Here is a 24682-nt window from a genome sequence, read left to right as displayed (position 1 = left end):
GTGTTTTATTGAAATTTGGGCAAATATTGAGGGGCTTTTTTTTGAAGGTTCGTGGGAGATACCGTAAATTTATTTACATTTGCGTGTAGATGAACTTATTAGTATAATTGATAAAATTCGTGGTGTGAAAGTTTGTTTGTTAGTGATAGGAAAGACAGATGCGGAGTTTGTACGGGCGGGGATTGCCGAGTACGAGAAACGTTTGAAATATTATATCCCTTACGAGATGAAGGTGATCCCGGATGTGCGGAACACGAAAAACATGAGCGAGATACAGCAAAAAGAACGAGAAGGAGAATTGTTGTTGGGGCAGTTGGAGGCGGCGGATTATGTGATTTTGTTGGATGAGAAGGGAAACGAGTACACTTCAAAGGCTTTCGCGGACTTTTTGGCACAGAAGATGCTGACAAGTATGAAGCGACTTGTATTTATCATCGGGGGACCTTACGGTTTTTCGGAAGAAGTATATAAACGTGCAAGCATGAAAATATCACTATCCAAGATGACCTTTTCTCACCAGATGGTGAGGATGATCTTCACGGAACAATTATATAGGGCTATGACTATATTGAAAGGAGAACCTTATCATCATGAATAAAGCGAGGGTGAAAAGCATGAAGAAATTTTGGCTTGTACTGTCACTTGCCATATTTTGTTTGGTCGTGGGCTCTTTGTGGGAGTATTCTCTGAACGATTGGTCCGTGGATAAGAAATTATTTCTTTTTCAGGAGCGGTTGAAATTTGAGGAGAAACGACTTGACGATCAGTTGCGGAAACTGGATCATGAGGCAGAGCGGCAAAAGCCGGAATGGAAAGGTAAACAGTCTGTGCTGGTTGGTTTTAAGGAGGGAAAGTTGGTTTACTGGAGTAACGAGAGAGTCGGTTCGCCCCACTTGTACGAGATATTGTCAGCGGGAAATGACTTCGTGAAGATTAATAATCTTTATTTTGATGTTCGCAAACATGCCGTCGGGGACACGGTTTATTACGCACTCCTGTTTATAAAAGAGGATTACCCGTATTCGAGTAATTACGTGAAAAGTCATTTTAACCCGTCGTTAGGGGAAAATCTGGATGATGCGAGTAAGGTGGTTATCCGGGAGACGTGGGAAAAAGGAGGGCAACTCGTGTACAACCGGGATGGAAGGCCGTTGTTCAAGATTGAGAGTCAGGTGGAGCATGGGGATGTTGTGCCCACTTATTTCCTGTTGATTCCTTATATCATGTTCCTTCTCCTGCTGTTCTATGCTTACGAAATATCCTTGGATCGGGCCCGGTCGTTCCGGATGCAATTGTTTCACGTGTTCGGATTCTTCTTTTTCATCGTGCTGTTGCGTTCCTTGATGGTAGATTACAAGGTCCCGCAAGTGCTTTATTCTCTGCCTATTTTTACTACCAGTCAAATCGGGGGACGGTTTATCGTGTCGGTGGGAGATTTATTTGTCACAATGTTCTGTCTGGCACATTATTTCTTTATTACCTTTAACAAACTGAAAATTAAGTATGACGAGCCTCGTTTGGTGCGTTATAAATATATATTCCTCGTGGGATTCGTGATAGGCGTGTTCTTCTACACGAATTTGCTACATTTTTCGATTAACACGCTGATCGAGAGTACGCAGGTTAGTTTGAATATTGCCCGTCTTATTAATGTTGATTTCTCGTCGATCGTGGCTTTTATCACGTTGATTATTGCCGGGATGGGATTTATCGTGTTGATCAACAGTTCTGTGCGTTATTTCCAGAATTTGTTCTCTATCAGTCAGGCGTTTTTCGGAGTAACTGGAGTGCTTGTTTTTTGTGCGGCTCTTTGTTATTTCTTTAATTTTTCGTTGTCCCCGTTGGAGTGTCTTTTCCCGTTATCGCTTTATTTGTTGTTTATTCTGGGGGTGTACCTAATGAAACAGGATGCCCAAAAGAGTATTTTCATGATTGCACTTGTGGTGGTCTGTATTTACATCATTTTTCTGGCAAAGAGTAGCGAGATTCACCGTGAACAAGGGGTGAGGGCAAGTTTCGCAAACGAGATTATCAAGGAGAGAGACCCGATTTTTGAGCATAAGCTATTGGAAGTCAATGATGAAATAAAACAAAGTCAAAAAGTAGATTCACTGGTAAAAGTGGGGGATACGGATTTGTTGTCTGCTTATATTTCAAGCGAGCTGCTGGATATGACGGGATTTTATTATACTTGCAAGGCGATGATATGTGATCCTCGGGACACGATATTATTGACTCCTACTTACGAGAAGTATGGTTGTGACGAGTATTATGACAAGTTGATTGATAGTTTGGGTACTCGTGTCGGTTACACGTCATTTTTCTATATAAAAGATTTTGACGGGGTGGTTGAGTACCTCGGGCGTTTTTCTTTCTCAACTCCTCGGGGTGGTAGTTGCGTGTATATTCGTTTCGAGTCGAAAAACAGGCATGAAGGGATCGGGTATGCTCAGATTCTATCTAGGGAGATTGGAGCCGAGAAGGAGGCTCGTTATCCTTATTCTTACGCGAAGTACAAGGATGGGATACTGGTGGATTCCAAAGGGGATTTTAGTTATCCCCGTTCTCTGGAACGTTTCGGAAAGATCGAACATGCCCGGATTATGAATATGGATGGGTTCTCGCACATGGTGATTCCCGTGGAGAATGATGGGGTATGTATCGTGAGTTTGGGGGATGATGTGTTTGCACTTTACTACTTGAATTTGTTGTACGCCATTTTTGTCAGCGCTATCCTGACTTCTTACGGGATGTTCTTCCGATTTGACGGGGGATGGGGAAGTTTCCGACAGACAAGCCTCACGTTGAGGATCAAAAGAAATATCATCACGTTGATTGGTGCATTATTCCTGATCATGACGATTATGAGTATTATCGTGAATGCCGAGAGTTTTGAACGTCGGCATAGTTCGAAGGTGATCGAGTTGTCGCGGTATATAACGGATGAACTGGAACATAATGATTGCGTGGATGCCGCGAAGTGTCCCCAGATATTGAAGAAATTGAAAGATATGTCCGAGGTGCTTTGGGTAGATATTAATATCTATAACTGGGAAGGGGTTCTCGTGGCAACTTCCCGGCCAGTGATATTCGAGAAGGGGTTTGATGGGACGTTGTTGAATCCGAAGGCCTTTGAGCAGATCGTTAAGAAAGAGCAGATTAATTTTGTTCAGGATGAACGAATCGTGGAATTGACATACATGGCCGTGTATATGCCATTGGTGTTGGAGAGCGGGGAGAGGTACGTGTTGAGTATCCCGTATTTTACCCGTGGGGAGGAACTGAACAAGGATATTTTGCTGATCGTGATTATAGCGGTAAATATTGCCATGATCGTGATGGTGCTTGCCTTTATTCTGTCGAGTATCGTGGCCGAGCGGATCACGAAACCGCTACAAGTGGTGAATGAAAAATTGCGTCAGATGAGGGTGGGGGGAAAGAACGAGAAGATTGTGTACCACGAGCGGGATGAAATCGGTATGCTGGTGAAGGAGTATAACGAGATGGTTGATAAACTGGAGGCGAACGTGAAGAAGTTAGCGAAGTCGGAACGGGAGAGTGCTTGGCGGGAAATGGCCCGGCAGATTGCTCACGAGATCAAAAACCCGTTGACCCCGATGAAGTTGAATTTGCAGTTCATGCAGCGCACGTTGCAGAAGGGGGATATGGAGGAAGTGCGCCAGCGGTTTAAGGATATTTCGGCCGTGTTGATCGAACAGATTGATCATATGGCATCGATTGCCTCGGCTTTCTCTGATTTTGCCAAGTTACAGGAGGCGAATAACGAGTGGTTCGACCTGAGTGAATTGGTAAACGGCTGTGCAAAGTTGTTCCATGAGAACGTGGATGCCATGGAATGCGATATAGAGCCGAATGTTTCCGTGTATGGTGATCGGGATCAGGTGAACCGGGTAATCGTGAATTTGTTGAAGAATGCGGAACAGAGTATCCCGGAAGGACGGGAAGGGCACGTGTTGGTGCGACTGAAAACGGTGTTAGGCAAGATCATATTGCTTGTTAAAGATAACGGTTGCGGGATACCGGAAAGTATCCGGGATCGAATTTCCGAGCCTAATTTTACGACAAAGTCCGGGGGAACGGGACTAGGCTTAGCGATGTCCTACAAGATTATAGAGGCGATGGGTGGCTCGATCACTTTTGAAAGCGTGGAGAATGAAGGTACGACGTTTTATGTGGTACTGAAACAAGACAATTGAAATGATTAAGTAATTGACGATTTAATGATTAGGAGATTAAAAAAAGGATAGAAAGGGATCACCTAATCGGAAATCATTGAATCATTTAATCCATAAGATTTAAAATTCTTAGGGCTGTGTTGACTACTTGTTTTGGGAGAATGTCGACTATACATTTTTGCCAGATGGATTGTTTGCATTTGCCATGCCCGTCTTTGGTACAGGGACGGCAGGGAAGATCGACTTCGATGACTTCGACTTGTTTGCCCGTGGGGTAGCCGAAGGCCGTCGGGCCCATCAAGGCGATGGCTTTCGTGTGGAACAAGTCCGCGGCGTGAAGAAATCCGGTATCCCCGCTGATCACGAGGTTGGATTGTTTCACGAGGTAACAGGATTCCAATAGACTGGTTTTTCCTGCCAGGTTGTTGACTCTTTCGGGTGCGATGGCCTTGATGGTTTCGCAGAACGTGTCGGTCGGGCCAGCCAGAATGATGAAACGGTAGTCGGGCATAAGTTGGATCACTTGCTGCCAGTTACTGACCGGCCAACGTTTCATTTCCCAGTTGGCGGAAGGGACGAGCGTGATGGTCTTCGGGGTAAACGTACGGTGAAAACGTTCCTCGTATTCTACCGGAAAATTCCAATCACTGTAATCGGATTCAAAATTCGTAATTCCCCACGTGGCTAGTGGTTTCTGGTAAGAAACGATGCCTCGGAACGGTTTGTCGAATTTGTTTATCCGTAGTTTAAAAAGCAAGAATCGTTTCCAGCGATCCTTGTGGCGTAGCGTATAATGCGGCCCTCTTGGAAAAAGATGGTAAAAGGGCGGGAGTAACACGGCTTTCAAGATGTTGGAGCGAATGTTGCTGTGAGCGTCGTAGATATAATCAAATTTCTCGGCTTTCAGTTGATGGGCCATTTGTAGTAAACCTTTGAATCCCGTTTTCTTATCGTATCCCCATACCCGGTCGATGCGTTTGTCCATGTTAAGAAAAGACCCCATGTCTTTCCGGGCAATCCAGTGAATTTCAGCATCGGGGAAATGGTTCTTGATGCCGTTCACGGCATTCATGCATTGGATGATGTCTCCGATGGAGCTGAACCTGATAATGAGAAATTTAGCCATATCTAAAACGAATTTGCAACAAAAGTAATAAAAATGTAGTTTATCTATCGTAAAAAGAACTATTTTCGTGTTCAGATCATAAAAAGTAATACCATGAAGAAACATATACCTAATCTGATTACCTGTATGAACGTTACGTCCGGCACGGTGGCTATTTATGCTGCTTTTCACGGGCATCTGTACCTTGCTGCCTGGCTCGTGATTCTGGCGATGGTATTTGATTTCTTTGACGGTTTTGCCGCTCGCTTGCTGCACGTGAAATCGGAAATGGGCAAGGAACTGGATTCCTTGGCCGACATGGTTAGTTTCGGGGTGATGCCTTCCGTGATGGCTTTTTTTCTGATTCGTGATTTGGGATATAGTGGTGGGGAGTTGTTCGCGGTAAATTCTTGGCAGGGGGCGCTTATGTACGTGCCGTTTCTGGTTCCGGCTTTCTCGGCTTATCGCTTGGCTAAGTTCAATCTGGATGTGCGACAAACTCATTCGTTTATTGGTTTGCCTACCCCGTCGAACGCTTTGTTTTGGGTGATGTTGGTATTTACCCGTTATCATCAGGAAGAGTTTTTCATGGCGATGTGGGGTAAACCGTGGTTGTTGGCTCTTTTTGCCTTGGTGCTGGCCATTTTGCTGATCAGTGAAATCCCGATGTTCTCGTTGAAGTTAACCAGCTTTTCGTGGAACGGGAATGCTCTTTTATATTGTTTCTTGGGGGCAGTGATCATCGGTTTTGCTGTTTGGGGTGTGAAAGCGTTATCTTGTATGATCCCCGTTTATATCTTGATTTCTTGTTATGATTTCAAGAAAAAATGGAACTGGAGGTTCTGGGGAATACTTGTGGTACTCTTCTTGTTATTGAAGTGGGCAGCGTTGTTAATCGTTTTCCCGGCTTATTTGATTGTACTTATCGTGAAACTGACAACCCGGGCAGATCAATAACCGGATCATAATCCACGAAGTCATAGTTCGGAGAGATCACGGCAGGGTCTTCCACGATGATTGTTTTGTTTTTCACCGGGGAGGGTTGCATGTTTGTCATGTTCGTCATTCCGTCTCCTTGGAATATGTCCTGTTGGGAGATCACCACGATTCCGGCTACGACGGCTGCCGATAAACCGAATTTGAATAAACGGGTAACGAGGTTACCGGATTCGGTGTTAATCAGTTCATCTTGAGTTTTGCGGGCCTTTTTCCCGTTGACAGTTGCCAAAGGCAAGGATTCCATACCGATCACGTCCGGCAGGAAATTGTGGTTCTTGGATTCGAAGAGAACGTTGAACCGACGGTCAACCGAGAAGGTTCCGATTGTTCCGAAGTCCACTTTTTGTTTCTGATTCAAGCGTACCTTGATTTCTTCACAAAATAGAGCCAGACGTCGTTGCGCTTTCTCGTAATCGATCTGTTCTTTACGTGCGATCCAATCAATCAAAAGGCCGTCATTTTGTTTTAGGTGCTTGTTGAACACGACTTTTTTAGACGGGGGAACGATGGTCCCCGTTTTCTCGTTGATGTTTGCGGACGTGTAGTCACAAATGAACCCTCCGAGCCCCGGAACGATCACGCAATCATGCAGATAGAGCAATTCTTCAATGTGTTCAACATATTTATTCATGCCACAAAGGTAAGAAAAAACGTAAGGTTGTCAAACTCATTTTAGGCATTTCGGATTATTATTATTTACTTTGTTGTGTCTATTGCAGACACTCAGAATGTTATAAATTGAGATAAAATTATTGGCGTATGAAAATTTTTGTGACAGGAGGTACAGGGTATATAGGTTCCCACACGGTGGTCGAACTTCAGAAAAATGGTTATGATGTAATTATTGCTGACAATCTCGTGAATTCGAGTCTGGACGTGCTGGACGGGATAGAAAAGATCACGGGGATACGTCCCGAGTTTGAAGAGATAGACCTTACTGATGGGGAGGTTACACGGGATTTCTTTGCCCGCCATTCGGATATACGGGCCGTGATTCATTTTGCCGCTTTGAAGGCCGTGGGTGAGTCGGTGAACAAGCCTTTGGAGTACTATTTCAATAATTTGAACTCTTTGATGAATGTGTTGACTTGTATGCGGGAATTTAAGGTGCCGAATCTGGTGTTTTCCTCTTCTTGTACGGTGTACGGGCAGGCCGATGTGTTACCGGTAACGGAAAAAACACCTCGTCATGAGGCTGAATCTCCTTACGGGAACACGAAGGTGATGAGTGAAGATATTATTCGGGATCTGATGCGGGTGGAACCTGACATGAAAGCTCTGGCATTGCGCTATTTTAACCCGATCGGGGCCCACCCGACAGCGTTTATCGGGGAGTTGCCCAATGGAGTACCTAATAATTTGATTCCTTATTTGACGCAGACGGCTATCGGGATTCGTGAGCAATTGAGCGTGTTCGGTGACGATTACAACACGCCGGATGGTTCTCCGTTACGCGATTATATTGACGTGGTGGATCTGGCCCAGGCGCACGTGGTAGCTATCCGTCGGTTGTTGGAAGGGAAGAATAAGAAGAATTACGAGTTTTTCAATATCGGTACGGGAAAGGCACTTTCCGTGCTGGAAATTATTCACGCTTTTGAACGGGCAACCGGGGTAAAAGTGAATTACAAGGTCGTGGGACGCCGTGCCGGGGATATCGAGAAGGTTTGGGCTGATACGACGTTGGCCAATAACGAGCTGGGATGGAAGGCTGTCACACCGATCGAGGAGACTCTGGCAAATGCTTGGAAATGGCAGAAAGCATTGGATAAGTAAAAAAGGTGGGATTTTCCCACCTTTTTTAGTCTTTATTCTACCGTTACGGATTTAGCCAAGTTCCTCGGCATATCCACGTTACAGCCTCGCATCACGGCAATGTGATAGGAGATGAGCTGTAATGGAATTACGTTCAGAAGTGGGGAAAGATATTCCAGTGTTTCAGGAATTTCGATCACGTGTTCCGCCAGTTTTTTCACTTGTGCATCGTTATCATTGACAAGAGCGATCACGTGTCCTTTCCGGGATTGGATCTCTTTGATGTTGGAAACGATCTTGTCGTAATAGTTGTCATTCGTGGCGATGGCAAAAACCGGCATATTCTCGTCGATCAAAGCGATCGGGCCGTGTTTCATTTCCGCTGCCGGGTAACCTTCCGCGTGAATGTAAGAAATCTCTTTCAGTTTCAACGCACCTTCCAGGGCAACCGGGAATTGACAACCTCTTCCCAGGTAAATGGCGTTCGTGGAGTCCTTGTAAATGGCCGCGATCTCCTTGATCTTGTCATTCTTTTCCAGAATCGCTTTCACCTTGTCCGGTAAGTTATACAGTTCGTTGATATATTTTTTGTACAGTTCGTCGGATAATGTTCCCTTGCGGTGGCCGATCTGTAAGGCCATCATGGCCAACACGGATATTTGAGCTGTGAATGCTTTCGTGGAGGCAACCCCGATTTCCGGGCCTGCGTGAGTGTACACCCCTGCATCGGTTTCCCGGGCGATACTTGATCCCACGACATTACAGATGCCGATAACCGTGGCTCCGTGTGCTTTGGCATACTTGATGGCTGCCAGCGTGTCGGCCGTTTCACCACTCTGTGAAATGGCAATAACAATGTCGTTGGCATCTACTATCGGGTTCCGGTATCTGAATTCCGACGCGTATTCCACTTCTACCGGGATTCGGGTAAATTCTTCCAAGATGTATTCGCCTACCGTTCCGGCGTGCCATGATGTACCGCAACCGATAATGATAATGCGGTGGGCGTTGACCATCTTCGGGATGATCTCGGAGATTCCCCCTAGGTAGATTTCCGATGCCTCGGCATTTACGCGTCCGCGGATCGTGTCGTATATTGAATTTACCTGTTCAAAAATCTCTTTCAACATGAAATGTGGGAAACCGCCTTTCTCGATTTTTTCGATGTCGATGTCCACTTGCTGAATACTTAATGAAACAGGGGTGTTTTTGATCGTTTTTAGGATCATTTCGTCCCTCTTCAAAATGGCAACATCGTCATCGTTTAAATAGATCACGTTTTTCGTGTATTCCACGATGGGCGTTGCATCCGAGGCCACGAAATATTCGCTTTGGCCCACACCGATCACGAGCGGGCTACCTTTTCTTGCCACCACGAGCTGGTCCGGTTCGTTCTTGCATAGAACAACCAGTCCGTAGGCTCCGATAACCTTAGTCAAAGCAAGACGCACGGCATTCTCTGCGTTGACTTGGCCTTTTGTGTAAATGTACTCGATCAGGTTTGCTAGTACTTCCGTGTCGGTTTCACTTTGGAATGAATAGCCTCTGGCCTGTAATTTTTCCTTTAATAAAGCGTGATTCTCGATAATTCCGTTGTGGACGATAGAGAAAAGACCGTTCATAGAAGTATGGGGGTGAGCGTTTGCGTCATTTGGTTCCCCGTGGGTAGCCCAGCGAGTATGTCCCATACCGATCGTTGCGCTGGTATCTTCCAGTTCCATGTGCTGTTCTAGGTCTTGCACCCTTCCCTTGCACTTGTAAACTTGGATGTTATTATTATGGATCAACGCGATTCCGGCAGAGTCATATCCCCGGTATTCCAGGCGTTTCAGACCGTTAATTAAGATCGGACAGGCTTCTTTGGGCCCGATGTATCCTACAATACCACACATAAATGTTATGTTTTAATGATTTATATTAATGAAAACAAGCGGCATAACAACCATTGCCGCTTGTTTATATTGTTATTCAATAATCTTGTCGAAAAAGTCGGAATAAGCCTCGATGTAACTTTGCTCGCCCGGGTATTCCAAGGTAGGTTTCTTCAGATCGGTGGCAAAGGTACGGAGTTCATCGTCCACGTCTTTGTGGTTGAAAATGATTCCGTCAGCGTATTGGAATGCCAATTTATTAATATTCGTGTATGTCGGGTCTTTTAAAAGCGCCACGTCTTTCCGGGCAACCCCTTCCGTGATCGCTTTTTCCCCGAATTTTTCATCCAGTTTCCCCTCGAATTTGTCGTTATAAGTAGAGAATACTACTTTCGTTTTGGAGAAAACAGGGTCATCATGATATTCTTTTTTCAAGTAAAGAGGAACTAGTGCGGTGAACCATCCTTGGCAATAGATCAAGTCAGGAGCCCATCTTAGCTTGCGCACGGTTTCGAATACTCCCCGGGCGAAGAAAATAGATCTTTCATCGTTGTCCGGGAAAAAGTTTCCTTCCTCGTCGGAGATCGTGTGCTTACGTTGAAAATAATCCTCGTTGTCGATGAAATAAACCTGCATTCGTGCAGCTTGGATCGAGGCGACCTTGATGATTAGCGGATGATCCGTGTCGTTGATGATCAGGTTCATTCCGGAAAGGCGAATTACCTCGTGAAGTTGATTCCGTCTTTCATTGATGCAGCCGTAACGGGGCATGAATGTTCTAATCTCTTTACCTTTGTCTTGTATCCCTTGAGGTAGAAATCTTCCAATATTTGCCATTTCTGATTCCGGCAGATAAGGAACTATCTCTTGAGAAATGAATAAAACTCTTTTTTTAGCCATAACTACTACTTTTCCCAAAAACCATACAAAGATAGGCATTTTGGTTCAGATTTCAAAACTACTTTGGAATAAACCTCTCTCGAAATAAACCACTTGAATCTTAAAAACGATGCGGGGTATAGGATTTTTGACTAAAAAATTTTGCTTTTATGATAGATTTATATAACATTGCGAAACTCTTTTTAGGCTGTAAATTAGGGGAAGACTGTACTATGGCGTGGCATAATAAACTGGGCGAATACGGGGAAGAAAAGGTGAACCGGTATCTTTTGGATATGGGGTACACGGTTCTAGAGAGAAACTGGCGGGTGGGACACCGGGAACTGGATTTCGTGTGTCTTGATGGGGAGGTACTGGTCGTGGTGGAGGTGAAAACCCGGGCAGATGACAATGTGTCACTTTTCGATTTGCTGGATTACAGAAAAAAGAGGAATCTGCAAGCTGCAGGTGCCGCTTATCTAACGAAAAAGAACGTTCACCGGGAAATACGATTCGATTTGGTTGTGGTCACTGGGGCCGAAATGCATCTGGAATATATAAAAGAAGTCATTGACTTGTTTTAAAGAACCGGGTGGCTTTTGTCGTGTGTGTGGTGTGGTAGGAATATGAAAAGCCACCCGGCATAAGAAAAGTGTCAATAGGGATATTTGTGTATTATCAAAAATTGTGCTAGAAATTCGGATTTCCGGAAAAAATATCAAATTTTCTTTCGGATGGATGATTTTGTGTGAAATTTACTATCTTTGAAAAATAAAACATAAAAGAAAAAGGATATGGCAACAGTAAAAGCAAAATATTTAGGAGATTTGCGTTTGGAGTGTACGCATTTGCAGAGTGGTACAAAGATTATCACGGATGCACCGACAGATAATAACGGGAAAGGTGAGGCTTTCTCTCCAACCGACTTGTGTTCCACGTCATTGGCCGCTTGTGCCATGACAATCATGGGAATTTATGCTAAAAATAACGGTATTGATTTGGCGGGAGCCGAGATCGAGATTACCAAGAAGATGGCGGCAGAACCTCGTCGTATTGCTGAGATTGACGTGATCTTTAATATGCCGGCTAACGGTTATTCCGAGAAGGAGAAAAAGATTCTCGAACGTGTGGCACATACTTGCCCAGTGCATTTGAGTTTACATCCGGATGTGAAACAAAATTTCGTGTTTAATTGGCAGTAATGGTAACCGGGGCTACCGGTTTACTGGGTAGCCATTTACTGTGTCATTTGGCACGATGCGGTGAGACGATCATCGCGCTAAAAAGAGATAAGAGCCACGTTGAAGAGACGATGGCTCTCTTTTCGTGTTATTTTGATTCTCCGGGAGATGCCATATCCCGGGTGAATTGGGTGGTTGGGAATGTGTTGGATGGGGAATCTGTGGCCCCGTTTGTGGAAAAAGTGGATACCGTTTATCATTGTGCGGCCATGGTTTCTTTCAATGGCAGCGATCGGAATACTTTGCTGGAAACGAATATCAAGGGGACGGAAAATATTTGTAAGATTTGTTTGGAACGTGGGGTACGCCTGTGTTTCGTGAGTTCGATTGCCGCTTTGGGGGACGCTCCCAACGAGAGTGTCGTGATTGACGAGAATACACCGGAGATTCCGGGGTCGGTCCACTCGCTTTATTCTGGTAGTAAAGGGGAGGCTGAGAAAATTGTCTGGAAGTATGTCCGTCAAGGACTGGATGTTGTGATCGTGAACCCGGCTATTATTTTGGGGGCGGGGTTACGGGGACGAAGTAGTGTCAAGTTGTTTGAACAGGCGAGTAAGGGGATGCCTTTCTACACGGAAGGCGTGAATGGATACGTGGATGTGCGGGATGTCTGCGAGTTGATGATTCGTTTGGCGAAAGACAGTGCTATTCGGGGAGAGCGTTTCGTATTATGTGGGGGAAATTATTCTTATCGGGAGTTGTTTACCGTGATTGCCCGTGTCGTGGGCAAGCGCCCACCTCGTATTCGGATGGCACCGTGGATGACAGGTTTGGCGTGGCGGTTACTGGCTTTCGTGGCTCTGTTCACGGGAAAGAAACCGGCTTTCACGGAGGAAACGGCTCGCTCGTCTCAACATAAATCCCGTTATTCCAGTGCGAAGGTGTTGTCTCTTTTTCCCGATTTTCATTTTCATACGCTTGAAGAGACGACTCGTTTTTTCAAGGATTTGTGAAGCGGGTTGTCTAGGTCGGGGTTCATGAGGTCCGGTAGGAGCTTTCCCTGTCCCGAGGCTATCTTCTCGAAAATCTCCATTTAAATATAGGTTGGAATATTCATGAAGTCGTGGTTCATGGTTTTGCCATGAATAGTAAAGGGAACCGGGCCTCTATTAGCGTGGGATTGGTGGTAGGGGATGAGGTGTAGTTGTTGTTCGTGTTTATTTTGATTAAATAATTTTCTTGTTTGTTATATGTTTCTCGTTAGAAAAATGTATTTTTGATGCGAGAGGTAGGGCGAGTCGCAATGGTTTAACGACTAAAATAAGATATTAGTGGATATACTGAACGTGAAACAACCGGAAATATTTGAAAGTGTATTTCATAAATATTATGCGTCACTATGTTATTTCGCCAATAAGTTCGTGCGAGATGATGAGGCGGCAAGGGATATTGTGCAAGAGGTGTTTCTTCGTTTTTGGGAATCCAAGGGAAAATTCGAGAATCAATCGGCGTTAAAATCATTCTTGTATAATTGTGTCCAGAATGCGGCATTGAATTATCTGGAAAAATTGCAGGTCCGGGCAAAAGCGAATCGTCGTTTGGGGTTGAAAGCTCCTGATGAGGAAGATGTTTTTTGTTTTCAGGTAGAAACGGATGTTTTCGAGGAAATCTTTGCCGCTATTGATGAATTACCTACTGAATGTCAGCGTATTTTCAAGATGAGTTATATCGAGATGTTGGATATTAAGACCATTTGCGAGCAACTGGATGTGGCCGAGTCAACCGTGAAGACGCAACGTCAGCGAGCTAAAAAGTATCTGCGGGAGCGGTTGCAACATCTTTATCCGGTGGTGATACTTATGTTTTTTTGATCGATAGAGGTGTGAATGGAGCTATATGGTAAATTCTAGTCATATAATATTCCTTTTTTGATTAAGGTAGTATTCATGATGGTTTTGAACTTAATCATGGTATTATTTATTGTGTATTTTGCGTAATTAAATTACACAATAGAAATATATAGAAAGAGAAAAATAATTTATATTTACTGTCATCCTTTTGAGAGAGTACCTGTTTATTGTTATAAGTTGGGGAACTTATAATTAATAATTAAAACATTATAACGTTATGAAAAAGGTGATTTGTCTTTTGTTTATATCCTCTCTTGGATGGATGTTTTCTCCTTGGAATTTATCTCAAGGGTAAATATTTGAGAATCGTGTTGAACTTTCTTCAAAAACAGTATATACTATTTGTGATGTATTGGATTTTACTTATGTTAGTCCTAGTATAACAGAAATGGAAGCAAGGTATAATATTGAAAATTCAATAAAAAAGATTGCAGAAAATTTGAAAGAACATATAGGACTTGTTGTCATTTATGGGGATGATTGGACAAGTATTTCTCTTGGGTATCAATTTACATTGTATATGGGACATACTGATCCACAATATTTGGAACAAGTGATGTTCGATTTGGCGGAAGGATTTGCTAGAATGTTTGAGGAATTTTATCCAGGATTAATTGTTTCATGGATTACGCAAAATTAAGTTTGTAAATAATCTTGTAGCTAGGAGGCTTATGGACTTTAATACGGTCATACACATTGCGAGAATTAGTTGTCGGCTCGTTTTTCGGAGTTGGTTATTTCGTTTTTTTCTAATTTTTTCTTGCGTGGGAATATTCATATTTCAATTAATTTTTCAAGGAAATGTGACCCGCTACAATATTTCGGGGTTAATTACGATGGCTTCTTTCATCCCGTACATGAATTTGTATATTTATACAATATTGCAGGCTTTTGTCGTTATTTTTCTAGCAGGAAATTACTTTACTCGGGAGCGAGGGCTTGACACGATGGAGACGGTTCATTATCGTTCGGTAAGTAACTGGGAATTGGTGTTGGGGTATTATCTAGGGTTCTTGGTCAGTTTTGGAGTAGGTGCATTATTTTCGCTTTTCTTGGGGCTTTGTGTTCACTTGTTTTTTAGTACAGCTCCATTTTCTTTGTGGGCGTATTTATTTTATTTTTTGACATTGTTTATTCCCTCTATGGTATTTTATACCGGTTTTTCCTTTTTCTTGTTCTCTGGATTTAGAAAACAGAGTATTGGTCTGGTAATCCTTTTCTTTTGTTTTTTTCTGAACCTTTATTTTACACGGGAGGGAATAATGGATTCTTTGGGAATATCCTTGCCTAATGCGTTATCGGGACAGGTTGGACACCCGGAGTTATCTTACTATCTTTTTCAGCGATCTTGTTGGTTCTTGATAGGTAGTTTCTTTTTAGTTTTAGCGATAAAATGTTTTTATCGCCTGCCGAATTGTTCGCGTGTTTCAGTAGGGACGGTTTTTCTTTTGTTCTTATTTTTAGGTGGAATCTGTTGTGGTTTCGTGTGTTACAAGGAAAAGTACGATGAGAATAAGACGAGAGAGTTTTATCGGGATATATATACTCAATATCGGGAGAAAGATTACCTTGCTTTAGTGAATCAAGATATAGAACTTTATCATGCAGGAGCAACAATTTCTTGCAAGAGTCGATTATTCGTGGAGAATCGATTGGGTCGAGAATTGGATGAAATCGTGTTTTTTTTGAATCCGGCGTTAAAGATAAGTTCTTTGAAAGTTCAGGGAGAAGAGATGTCATTTAGACGGGAAGGTCAGGTGGTTATCGTGAATAAGAGGGTCTCTTCCGCTGGCAAAATGAAAATAGAGATCGTGTATGCGGGAGGAATTGATGATCGAATTTGTTATCTTGATGTGCCTGATATATCTTATCAAGATACACGAACGTGTAGTTATCTGACATGTCGTTTCGGTAAACGGAATGTTTTTTTAGGAAAAGATTACACGCTATTGTTGCCTGAGTGTCTTTGGTATCCTGTGACGGTCCCCCCGGTGAATCCTGTTTCTCCGTTTGATGTTTCCCGACAGTTTACGATTTTCAATTTGACTATATCCGGACATGGAAAACAGAAAGTTATCTCGCAGGGGGAAAAAAGCGTGTATAGAGATCGGGTGGTATTTAAAAATAGGAATCCCGTAACCGGTTTATCTCTTTGTATGGGAGATTATATCGGCCGGATGATAAATGTGGATGGGATACGTTACGAGTTGTATATGTTTAAGAATAGCCTTGATGTGTTTCGTGGTTTAAATCACGTGGAGGAATTTTTATCAGAAACCATTCGGGAATCCAAAGGGACATTGGAAGAAATGATGGGGCGTCCTTTTCCCTATTCTCGGTTTCAAATTGTAGAAACTCCACTCTCTTTTACATCATATTATCGGGAGTGGCAAGGAGGGAGTGGGTACGTGCAACCTGAAATTGTTTTTCTGCCGGAGCGAGGTGTCGGTTATTGCATGGACATGAGGCAGGAGAAAAAAGGAGGACAAGTTAAAAGGATGACGATTTCTGCTTGTTATATACCGTTAATAGCGGATAGATATTCTGATAAGGAAAAGGAACAGTTCATCATTAAACAGTTGATCGAGGGCTTGTTTTTGAGAAAGTATCATTGGAAGACTTTGCTTACCGGGTATATGGAGTTTAATCCTTTCACGTTAGGGTGGGAAGAGAAGAAAGGGGAGCATTTGGAGCAGAAATTAAATAATTATTATTTATCTCCGATGTTTTATGAGCAGGTGTTTCAAGTAAAAAGTACTGATTTCCCTATATTGGATCATATTTTCTTGGGAGTGGTGAAGTCTGAATCAGCGAGAGTGGCGAAGAAAGATTATTATAGACAAAAATTATTGGAAGGAAAGGCTATCAACTATTTGAAGAATCATAGTATGGCTGATGCTGGTGATGATTCATCATTATCGGGCGAAGTGTACGAGAAGATTCTTTCTCTAAAAACGGACGATCTATTTCGACATTTTACATTCTATGGAATACAGCCTAAAGAGTTATATGCATTTGTTGATTCCTGTACTCGTGGTTTGTATTTTCAGGAAATGAATTTTGAGAATATAAGTCGTAAGCTTGAAATTGCCCGTGGTGTGGATTGTAAAGCGATATTGTCAGGGTGGTATAATCAGAAGTCTATACCAGTGTATGTCCTTAAAAAATTTCGAGTAGAGAAAATTGATGAATGTGTAGGGGATATAGAATTCGATCAATTTCTTAAGTTATCTGGTTTATTAGCTTCAGAACCGAATAAAACCGGGAAATATCGTGTGGTATTAGAATTGTATAATGATAGTGAGGTTGATGGGATTGTCTCGTTAGTAGAACAAAAGAATACGGGGCTTTTTTCTAGAGCTTATTATTCTAGTGATAACATTTATTATCGGAATATCAAGATTAATGCAGGGACAGGAAAAGTTTTAACCCTGTTGTGTAAGCAAATACCGGTACTTGATTTAGGAATTTCTAAAAATTATCCTCGGCAGATTAAAAGTGATTTCAGTCACCAACTAACGGGAGAGGTAAAAGAGAGCGTTTATCTGAAAGAAAAAGCGTATTTTTTACAACGTGGAGGATCCTCTGAGATTATTGTGGATAACGAGGATGCCGGATTTTATATACCTAAAAAACGTGAATTGTGGTTTCGGGATTTATTCGGGAAAGAAGAGAAAAATATTAATGATATATATGATTATGAACCCGTTGCTGATGGTAAAGAGGGTTGGCGGGTTTATGTGAATGAGAATGCCTACGGTTCTCCTGTTCGAAGTGCTGTATATAAATTGGTCGGTGAGGGAAAATCGGTTGTATCTTGGAATACTGAGATCTTGACTGATGGAAATTATGAGATTTATATTTATAGCCCAGTAGGGGGAATTTCTAAGACGATAAAAGTACAACGGGACCCTTATGCGTTAGCGAAACTAAAATATATGCAGTATTATACTGTCAAAAGTGGGGTAAACGTGTATTCTGCTGAGCTAAATGTGAGAGAGAGGACGCTTGATTCTTGGTTTTTACTAGGACAATTTTATTTGGAGAAAGGAAAACTGAGTATCGAGTTGAGTGATAAAGGGAGCGAGATTGATCAAATTATTCAAGGAGATGCTGTAAAAATTGTTTACGTGAGTAAATAAAAATCATTTTTTTTGTCATCCTTTTTCAATGTTATCTGTTTTAGTAATAAATGAAAAAACGATCGTTTAATGAGATAAAAAAGATAAATGATAAATTTTGTTGAATATATTTCAATAAACAGTTATAAATCAAGTCATTAAATATAGTTGATAATTTGTTGTAAAAAGAAAAGTTGATCGAAATGAAGGCAAAAAGAGAATATAAAAAAACGATCGTTAAAAAATATAAGCGAGAGGAAATTGTTCGTTTCATATTGGCTTATTTGAGGGGAGATATGACGAAGGGGGAATCTGATGAGTTTACGGAATGGATAGAGGAAGATAGAAGAAACCGTGCTTTATTTGAAAGATTGCAAAACTCTGGTTATGTGGGGAATAGTTTGCAGGAATTTCGTGGATATGATTCTGTGGAGGATTGGGAAAAGCTACGTGTAAGGTTAACGCCTCGTAGAAAAATAGGGCGTTGGGCTAGGGTTTGTGCGGCGTCCGTGGCTATTTTGTTATGTGGGGGAATGGTATGGCATTTTTGGGGAGGACAGGAGCGGGATATGAAATACGCTAGTTCTTTACCTATAGAATACGGACGTTCCAAGGCAATGCTCTTTCTGGAATCAGGAGAAATGATCCAGTTAGAAGCCGGCCGGGAGACTATTATACGGGAGGTAAAAGGGGAAAATTTCGTGAATACCGGGAGTAAATTAGTATATTCAGATACAGTAGAGGAGAAGAATGTGGAATGGCACACGTTACAAATACCAAGAGGTGGAGAATTTGTGTTGTGTTTGGCTGATGGAACGGTGGTAACCTTGAATGCGGATTCTAAAATCCATTATCCGGATCGTTTTATAGGGAATGAGCGTCAAGTTTCATTAGAAGGGGAAGCGTTTTTTGAAGTAGCGAAAGATAGTTTGAGACCTTTTGTCGTGAAAACAAACGGTATTGATGTCCGGGTATTGGGAACCGCTTTTAACTTGAAAGCATATCCGGATGAACATCAACAAACCACATTGGTACGGGGGGCTGTAGAAGTGTTGTTGGATAAACAACAGGTGTTATTACATCCCGGAGAGCAAGTGACGTGTATTGATAAGGAGTTAAGAGTTGAACAAGTAGATGTAAGACCTTATATAGCCTGGAAAGACGATCGTTTTGTTTTTGAAAATGAACCGTTGGAAGATGTATTGAAAAAATTAGAACGGTGGTATAATATAACCGTTTTTATTCAAAATCATGCGTTGACGGAGAAACGGTTCACGGGTAATTTGCCCAAGTATGAAGATATTAGTAATGTCCTGAAAATATTGGCTCTTACAACCAACATAAAATTTGAATTGAATGACCGAACGTTAATCGTTCAGCTAGAGTGATGGAAAACGGGAACTTGCGCTAACAAATTCCCGTGTTGAATAACTGCCATTGGGGAATGGCAAATTATTAATAATTAAAACTGTACAAATCTATGGAAAAAAATCGAGATTTTGACATAGGATGGGGATCTAATGTCATAAAGAAAATGTTTCGAACTATGAAAGTCTTTATTTGTATTTTAGTTCTAAGTCTATCTTCCGTTACTGCAAGTACTTTTTCTCAAGTACGGGTGAGTATAGACGTGAAAAATGCGACTCTTAAAGAGGTTTTTAAAGAGATTACCAAACTTACGGGGTATGAATTCGTGTATAGTAATAACGAGATTGAACGCATTGGAAAAGTGTCTTTAAATGTCAGTAATAAGGATTTGAAGGATGTATTGGCTGAATGTCTCAAAGGAACTCAATTATGGTATATGATTGAGGAACAGGTGGTCGTTATTTCTCCGAAATTGTTACAAGCAGAGTCTAAGGATGTTAATAAAGCTACGATTGCATCTGGAAGGGTTGTAGGAGAGGATAAAAAGCCGATACCGGGAGTAACTGTTTTGTTAAAAGGAACATCTACGGGAGTTACAACAGGTGTTGATGGCGTGTTTTTTATCATGGTTCCTGATACGACGGCAAATGTTGAATTTATTTTTTCTTTCGTTGGAATGAAAACTAAAACCGTGGCTTACAAAAGTCGTCCTAAAACGGGAGAGTGGTTGATTACGATGGAAGAAGATTTATTGGAAATGGATGAAGTTGTTGTTACCGGATACACCACGTTATCCCGTAGGGAAACGGCGAGTGCCGTTAGTCAAATAAAGGCGGACGATGTGATGTTAAATTCAAAATCGTCAATAGACCAAATGTTGATCGGACAGATCCCGGGGATGACAATCGTACAGACATCCGGGGAACCGAGTGCAACTCCTAAAATTCGTATCCGAGGAATATCTTCAATTACATCATCGAAGGCTCCCGTTTGGGTGTTGGATGGGGTTATTCTGGAAGACCCGGTAAATGTAGATTATTCCCAGATCAATGGAGACGATGCAGCTTACTTGATCGGTAACGCTATTGCTGGTATTAATCCTCGGGATATAGAAACAATCACCGTTTTAAAGGATGCTTCGGCAACGGCAATATATGGTGTCCAAGCGGCAAATGGGGTGATCGTGTTGACAACCAAACAAGGAAAAGAGGGTAAGGCTCAATTGAATTATAATACTTCCATGACTTTAAATCAACGCCCTTCATACGGTGATTTTTATTTGATGAATGCTGCGGAAAGAATTCAACTTTCTCAAGATATTATTGCTAAGTCTTTGGAATACGGACGAGTACCGGTTTCTTTGGGGTATGAAGGGTTATATATGGATTATATGAATCGTAAAATATCTTATGAAGATTTTGCCCTTGGAACCAAACGGATGGCTAAGCGTAACACGGACTGGTATGATATATTGTTTAGAAACGTTTTGAGTCATAATCATACATTGAGTATAAACGGAGGCTCCAAGGATACCCGGTATTATGCATCAATTGGTTTTGATCAAAATTTTGGAACGGCCGAAGGAAGTGTCAGTAAACGTTATACGACAATGATGAAATTGAATTCATGGTTGAATGACCAAGTATTTGTTGGTGTGACTTTGAATGGGAATGTTACTGAGAATAAAGGTTTTCATAGTTCGGTGAATCCTAACCAGTATGCTTATGAAACTTCCCGGACGATCCCTTGTTATAACGAGGACGGATCATTATTTTATTATGAAACAAGGCAGAAAGGACAACTTGCAAGTAGTCAGGCTCCCAAAGAAGAAATGTTATATAATATTGTACATGAGTTGGGACAAACAGGATCTGCGGGAAAAGTTGCGGGTATAACCGGTCAGGTTAATCTTCAATGGAGAATAAAATACGGTTTTAAATATGATTTTTTAGGTTCATATTCTTACCAGCAATCTAAACAAAATTCATATGCAAAGGAGGCTTCCAATTACGTGGGGATAAAACGTAAATATAATATAGGAAGTATTGAACCGAATTCATTAGCTGAAGATAACAGTGTCATTCCTATCGGTGGAATAATTGATAAGTCCGAGACAGAACAGACTACTTATATGATTCGGAACACGATCGGATTTTCCGGTCATTGGGGGGATCATGAAGTTTCTGCATCTGCTCTTTCGGAGATTAGAGGGGTAAAGCAGACGGGATTCAGTGGCACGTATTATGGTTGGATGCCGGAGCGGGGACAGACCCTTACTCCCATGTTAACGTCCGCGTATGTTGCAGAATTAGCAAATCTAAGACCGCGTATCTCTGATAATTTGACAAATTACGTGTCATGGGCAGGAACTTTGGCTTATACATGGCGGGAAAAGATCACTTTAAACGGAAATATTCGAATGGATGGTTCCAATAAATTTGGAGAGAACCCGAAATACCGTTTTTTGCCTATTTGGTCTATTGCCGGAAGGTATACGTTGACAGAAGAACCTTTTGTGAAAGGAAGTAATATCATTTCGCTATTAGCTTTAAAGGCTTCTTACGGAATTCAGGGAAATATAGATAAAAGTACATCCCCGGAATTGGTTATTCAGGTAGGAGCGTTAAATACGGTTACTCGTTTGAACGAGTCCTTCTTTGAATACTTGCCTAATGCCGATTTACGTTGGGAAAAGACAACATCTTATAATCTGGGTTTGGAAATTGCTTTATTGAAAGATCGGATACAGGGAGAATTTAACTACTATTTCAAGAAGGGTGAAGATATGATTATGAGTAAAAAAGTATCTCAATCCATGGGATTAAGTACGGTTAAAATTAATGGGGGAAGGATTGATAATAGTGGTTGTGAGTTAACGTTCAGATTTTATCCTATACGAACGGCAGATTATGCCTTTAGTGTGAATTTTGTTTATTCTTACAATAAGAACGAGTTAGTATCAGCTAATAGTGACAGTGATATTACAAATTCGGAAATGTTGAACGGTTCAGCTTTGATAGAAGGTAAACCCATGGGAACGTTTTATTCTTATCGTTTTGCCGGGTTGAACGGGGAAACAGGTTACCCGACATTTTACGATAAAGATGGCAAGAACTATTCGGAAGTGGATGGAGTAAAGTATCCTCATTATGCTCTTTATGAAGAAGAAATCGATTTGGTGAAATCAGGTTGCTTGGACCCGACAACAAGTGGTAGTTTAGGACTTAATTTCCGATATAAAAACTTCCGGATTGATTTAGGATTTACCTATACTTTGGGGGCCCATAGACGTTTACCGAATATTTATCGACAAGAATATTATAAAATATTTGATCCGTTGATCAATGTGACGAAGGAATTAAAACATCGGTGGAACAATCCGGGTGATGAGAATTCTACAATATTCCCGGCTCTATATGATAATAGGACTTATAACCAGTTAAATCAGAAGAGTGCTTTGGATGGTAGAGGGTCTGTTTATTATGGAACACAGTTATATGATAAGACTGATGTTCGAGTTGCCAAGATTGATAATGTCCGTTTGAGAAATCTTAGTTTGATGTATCGTATTCCGACGAAGATCTTGGAAAAAATAAAGATACAAGATATATCTTTTAATTTCCAGGCAACCAATTTATTCCAAATTGCCGCGAAAGAATGGAGGGGACGCGATCCGGAGTCGGGTGATTCCAATACTCCTATACCAAGAACTTATTCTTTAGGGCTAAATGTAACATTTTAAAAGGAAACTATGATGAAAGCGATATGTAAATATATTTTAGTAGTCATACTAATGACAATGGCGATTAGTTGTGATGACTTCTTGGAGACGACTTCTCAGGATTTGATCGTTCCCAAGACCGTGGAGCATTACAAAGAATTATTACAGGGCGAAGGTTATTTTAAGGAATTCTTGGCAAAAAGTGTTTTTGCATTGTACATGACAGATGATGTCGAGTATTTTGATGCTGTTGCCGGGGGATCATGGGGAGGTTTTGGAGATTCTAACTTTGAAAGTTACGGGGATTCTTATAAGTGGGAAACTGAAATTGAGAATGACGTGATGACAGATCGGTGTTACCAGTATCTCTACAAACAAATTCTGGTGGCGAACACTTGTATAAGTGCGTTGGATGAGATGGAAGGAACAGATGCGGAAAAGAAGATTTTATCGGGACAAGCTCATTTTACTCGTGCTTTTGGATATTTTTTGTTAGCTAATTTTTATGCACAGGCATATAATGAGGCCCAAGCGACAGATCCTTGTGTTCCTTTAGTATTAGACCCGACTCCGACAATGGAAAAATTTCCTCGGGCAACGATGGAAGAAGTATGGGGAAGGATAAAATCAGATGTCGAGGAGGCTATAAGTTCTTTAGAGAAAGCTAATATATCTGGAATATATGAGATTAACTATGGAGCGGCGTTGATATTAGGAGTGCGAGTAGCTTTGTTTATGGAAGATTTTGATCTCGTTATTGAGTATGGTGAAAAAGTTTTGAAAATTAATAGTTCGTTGTATGATATTACGGATAAACCGGTATCGACGGGAACAAGTTCTCCCACCTCATCTAATTTTCAAGATAAATTTATTTATCCGGCTAATAATCCGGAAATAATGTGGCTATATGATAATGGAGAAAAAGAATCTCATTATGATGTTTTCTATGTCGGTGGAATTTTAGCTGGGGATTGTATCAGTATATCTTCTGCTGCTTCTAATTCGATCGTGTCCATGTTTGATTACCAAATTGTTGAAACGGAAGGAGGGAACGTGATTGAAGGAGATAAACGTTTCACGTATTGGATCATAGCTCCTTCTGCAAGTTATTATCCGTATGTACCGATAAAATATGATCATTACAATATTGTTGGGGAAGATTATCAGAGTAGTTTTAGAACAGGGGAAGTATATATCTCTCTTGCAGAGGCGTATGCTCGTAAGACAAATCCGGAAATAGATAAGGTGTTGGAATATTTAAATGCATTGCGGTCTCACCGGATTAAACCTTATACGAGTTTGAATAGCGGTGATTTTGCTTCCGTGGATGCGTTGATAAAATTCGTATGGGATGAGCGTAGAAGGGAACTTTGTTTTGAAGAGCATCATCGGTGGTGGGATTTACGTAGAACTGGACAACCAGCCTTGTCGCATACGTGGATGGGGGGAGAAGTATACAAGTTGAAAGAAAAAGATCCGGCTTATGTGATTAATTTCCCTCAATTGGAGAGAGAATTTAATTCGGCATTAAATAATGCTCGTCCGATAAGACTTCCTGAATAATGAATTAAAAAGT

The 24682-nt window shown here is 41.5% G+C and carries 17 protein-coding genes; 13 read left to right on the top strand and 4 right to left on the bottom strand.

Annotation, left to right across the window (positions count from 1 at the left end; translation table 11 throughout):
• Nucleotides 1–124: 124 nt before the first annotated feature.
• Together rlmH and F1644_RS07825 are read left to right on the top strand one after the other, a co-directional pair.
• Complete coding sequence (rlmH, locus tag F1644_RS07830) at nucleotides 125–598, top strand: 23S rRNA (pseudouridine(1915)-N(3))-methyltransferase RlmH (RefSeq protein ID WP_118305702.1); 474 nt, start codon at nucleotides 125–127, stop codon at nucleotides 596–598.
• Nucleotides 591–4217, top strand: coding sequence for a sensor histidine kinase (locus F1644_RS07825; protein ID WP_087421971.1), 3627 nt, complete (start codon nucleotides 591–593; stop codon nucleotides 4215–4217). The genes rlmH and F1644_RS07825 overlap by 8 nt, the downstream gene beginning before the upstream one ends.
• Before the next feature lie 85 nt (nucleotides 4218–4302).
• Here the strand turns inward: F1644_RS07825 and F1644_RS07820 are convergent, their stop codons facing one another.
• A complete protein-coding gene (locus tag F1644_RS07820) occupies nucleotides 4303–5322 on the bottom strand; it encodes a glycosyltransferase family 9 protein (protein WP_168044609.1) in 1020 nt (339 codons plus the stop codon).
• Nucleotides 5323–5415: 93 nt separating this feature from the next.
• On the opposite strand from F1644_RS07820, the gene pssA reads away from it, so the two are divergent.
• On the top strand, nucleotides 5416–6258 hold the full coding sequence (gene pssA, locus F1644_RS07815) for a CDP-diacylglycerol--serine O-phosphatidyltransferase (protein WP_118305671.1): 843 nt from the start codon (nucleotides 5416–5418) through the stop codon (nucleotides 6256–6258).
• Here the strand turns inward: pssA and F1644_RS07810 are convergent.
• A complete protein-coding gene (locus F1644_RS07810) occupies nucleotides 6224–6931 on the bottom strand; it encodes an HU domain-containing protein (RefSeq protein WP_118305672.1) in 708 nt (235 codons plus the stop codon). The two genes, pssA and F1644_RS07810, sit on opposite strands and share 35 nt — an antisense overlap.
• Nucleotides 6932–7059: 128 nt before the next feature.
• Between F1644_RS07810 and galE the strand changes: the two genes are divergently transcribed.
• Nucleotides 7060–8076 (top strand): UDP-glucose 4-epimerase GalE, encoded by a 1017-nt coding sequence (galE, locus tag F1644_RS07805; RefSeq protein ID WP_118305673.1) that lies wholly within the window; start codon nucleotides 7060–7062, stop codon nucleotides 8074–8076.
• 32 nt (nucleotides 8077–8108) lie between these two features.
• Here galE and glmS read toward each other — a convergent pair whose 3' ends face one another.
• Nucleotides 8109–9947 (bottom strand): glutamine--fructose-6-phosphate transaminase (isomerizing), encoded by a 1839-nt coding sequence (glmS, locus tag F1644_RS07800; RefSeq protein ID WP_118305674.1) that lies wholly within the window; start codon nucleotides 9945–9947, stop codon nucleotides 8109–8111.
• Between the two features lie 72 nt (nucleotides 9948–10019).
• Nucleotides 10020–10826, bottom strand: coding sequence for a glycogen/starch synthase (locus F1644_RS07795; RefSeq protein WP_087422227.1), 807 nt, complete (start codon nucleotides 10824–10826; stop codon nucleotides 10020–10022).
• A gap of 149 nt (nucleotides 10827–10975) precedes the next feature.
• Between F1644_RS07795 and F1644_RS07790 the strand changes: the two genes are divergently transcribed.
• The 9 genes from F1644_RS07790 to F1644_RS07750 all read left to right on the top strand — a co-directional run bounded on the left by F1644_RS07790 (nucleotide 10976) and on the right by F1644_RS07750 (nucleotide 24669).
• Nucleotides 10976–11389: a YraN family protein gene (locus F1644_RS07790; RefSeq protein ID WP_229782496.1), complete on the top strand. Its 414-nt coding sequence runs from the start codon at nucleotides 10976–10978 to the stop codon at nucleotides 11387–11389.
• A gap of 210 nt (nucleotides 11390–11599) precedes the next feature.
• Entirely contained in the window at nucleotides 11600–12007 is a 408-nt protein-coding gene (locus F1644_RS07785) for an OsmC family protein (protein WP_118305675.1), read from the top strand.
• Nucleotides 12007–12999 (top strand): NAD-dependent epimerase/dehydratase family protein, encoded by a 993-nt coding sequence (locus tag F1644_RS07780; RefSeq protein ID WP_118305676.1) that lies wholly within the window; start codon nucleotides 12007–12009, stop codon nucleotides 12997–12999. The genes F1644_RS07785 and F1644_RS07780 overlap by 1 nt, the downstream gene beginning before the upstream one ends.
• Nucleotides 13000–13317: 318 nt before the next feature.
• Entirely contained in the window at nucleotides 13318–13857 is a 540-nt protein-coding gene (locus F1644_RS07775; RefSeq protein ID WP_118305677.1) for an RNA polymerase sigma-70 factor, read from the top strand.
• A 427-nt stretch (nucleotides 13858–14284) separates the two neighbouring features.
• Nucleotides 14285–14536 carry a hypothetical protein gene (locus F1644_RS07770; RefSeq protein WP_118305678.1) on the top strand — a complete coding sequence of 84 codons (252 nt, stop codon included), beginning with the start codon at nucleotides 14285–14287 and terminating at the stop codon, nucleotides 14534–14536.
• 124 nt (nucleotides 14537–14660) lie between these two features.
• Nucleotides 14661–18038, top strand: a complete 3378-nt coding sequence (locus tag F1644_RS07765) for an ABC transporter permease (RefSeq protein WP_147344508.1) — start codon at nucleotides 14661–14663, stop codon at nucleotides 18036–18038.
• 182 nt (nucleotides 18039–18220) lie between these two features.
• Complete coding sequence (locus tag F1644_RS07760) at nucleotides 18221–19405, top strand: FecR domain-containing protein (RefSeq protein ID WP_168044608.1); 1185 nt, start codon at nucleotides 18221–18223, stop codon at nucleotides 19403–19405.
• 158 nt (nucleotides 19406–19563) lie between these two features.
• Nucleotides 19564–23127 (top strand): SusC/RagA family TonB-linked outer membrane protein, encoded by a 3564-nt coding sequence (locus F1644_RS07755; protein WP_158572067.1) that lies wholly within the window; start codon nucleotides 19564–19566, stop codon nucleotides 23125–23127.
• A 9-nt stretch (nucleotides 23128–23136) separates the two neighbouring features.
• Nucleotides 23137–24669 carry a RagB/SusD family nutrient uptake outer membrane protein gene (locus tag F1644_RS07750; protein ID WP_118305683.1) on the top strand — a complete coding sequence of 511 codons (1533 nt, stop codon included), beginning with the start codon at nucleotides 23137–23139 and terminating at the stop codon, nucleotides 24667–24669.
• Nucleotides 24670–24682 lie beyond the last annotated feature (13 nt).

Origin of the sequence: Butyricimonas paravirosa (assembly GCF_032878955.1) — a bacterium.
Taxonomy (GTDB): domain Bacteria; phylum Bacteroidota; class Bacteroidia; order Bacteroidales; family Marinifilaceae; genus Butyricimonas; species Butyricimonas paravirosa.
The sequence above is the reverse complement of the archived record's forward strand: the minus strand, read 5'-3'. Positions and strand labels throughout refer to the sequence as shown.

Bases quoted from the DNA above. Each gene is read 5' to 3' on its own strand.
- F1644_RS07755 (WP_158572067.1), top strand. From the start codon at position 19,564: ATGAAAGTCTTTATTTGTATTTTAGTTCTAAGTCTATCTTCCGTTACT.
- F1644_RS07785 (WP_118305675.1), top strand. From the start codon at position 11,600: ATGGCAACAGTAAAAGCAAAATATTTAGGAGATTTGCGTTTGGAGTGT.
- F1644_RS07770 (WP_118305678.1), top strand. From the start codon at position 14,285: ATGGAAGCAAGGTATAATATTGAAAATTCAATAAAAAAGATTGCAGAA.
- F1644_RS07810 (WP_118305672.1), bottom strand. From the start codon at position 6,931: ATGAATAAATATGTTGAACACATTGAAGAATTGCTCTATCTGCATGAT.
- galE (WP_118305673.1), top strand. From the start codon at position 7,060: ATGAAAATTTTTGTGACAGGAGGTACAGGGTATATAGGTTCCCACACG.
- F1644_RS07820 (WP_168044609.1), bottom strand. From the start codon at position 5,322: ATGGCTAAATTTCTCATTATCAGGTTCAGCTCCATCGGAGACATCATC.
- pssA (WP_118305671.1), top strand. From the start codon at position 5,416: ATGAAGAAACATATACCTAATCTGATTACCTGTATGAACGTTACGTCC.
- F1644_RS07760 (WP_168044608.1), top strand. From the start codon at position 18,221: ATGAAGGCAAAAAGAGAATATAAAAAAACGATCGTTAAAAAATATAAG.
- F1644_RS07790 (WP_229782496.1), top strand. From the start codon at position 10,976: ATGATAGATTTATATAACATTGCGAAACTCTTTTTAGGCTGTAAATTA.
- F1644_RS07750 (WP_118305683.1), top strand. From the start codon at position 23,137: ATGATGAAAGCGATATGTAAATATATTTTAGTAGTCATACTAATGACA.
- F1644_RS07795 (WP_087422227.1), bottom strand. From the start codon at position 10,826: ATGGCTAAAAAAAGAGTTTTATTCATTTCTCAAGAGATAGTTCCTTAT.
- F1644_RS07825 (WP_087421971.1), top strand. From the start codon at position 591: ATGAATAAAGCGAGGGTGAAAAGCATGAAGAAATTTTGGCTTGTACTG.
- F1644_RS07780 (WP_118305676.1), top strand. From the start codon at position 12,007: ATGGTAACCGGGGCTACCGGTTTACTGGGTAGCCATTTACTGTGTCAT.
- glmS (WP_118305674.1), bottom strand. From the start codon at position 9,947: ATGTGTGGTATTGTAGGATACATCGGGCCCAAAGAAGCCTGTCCGATC.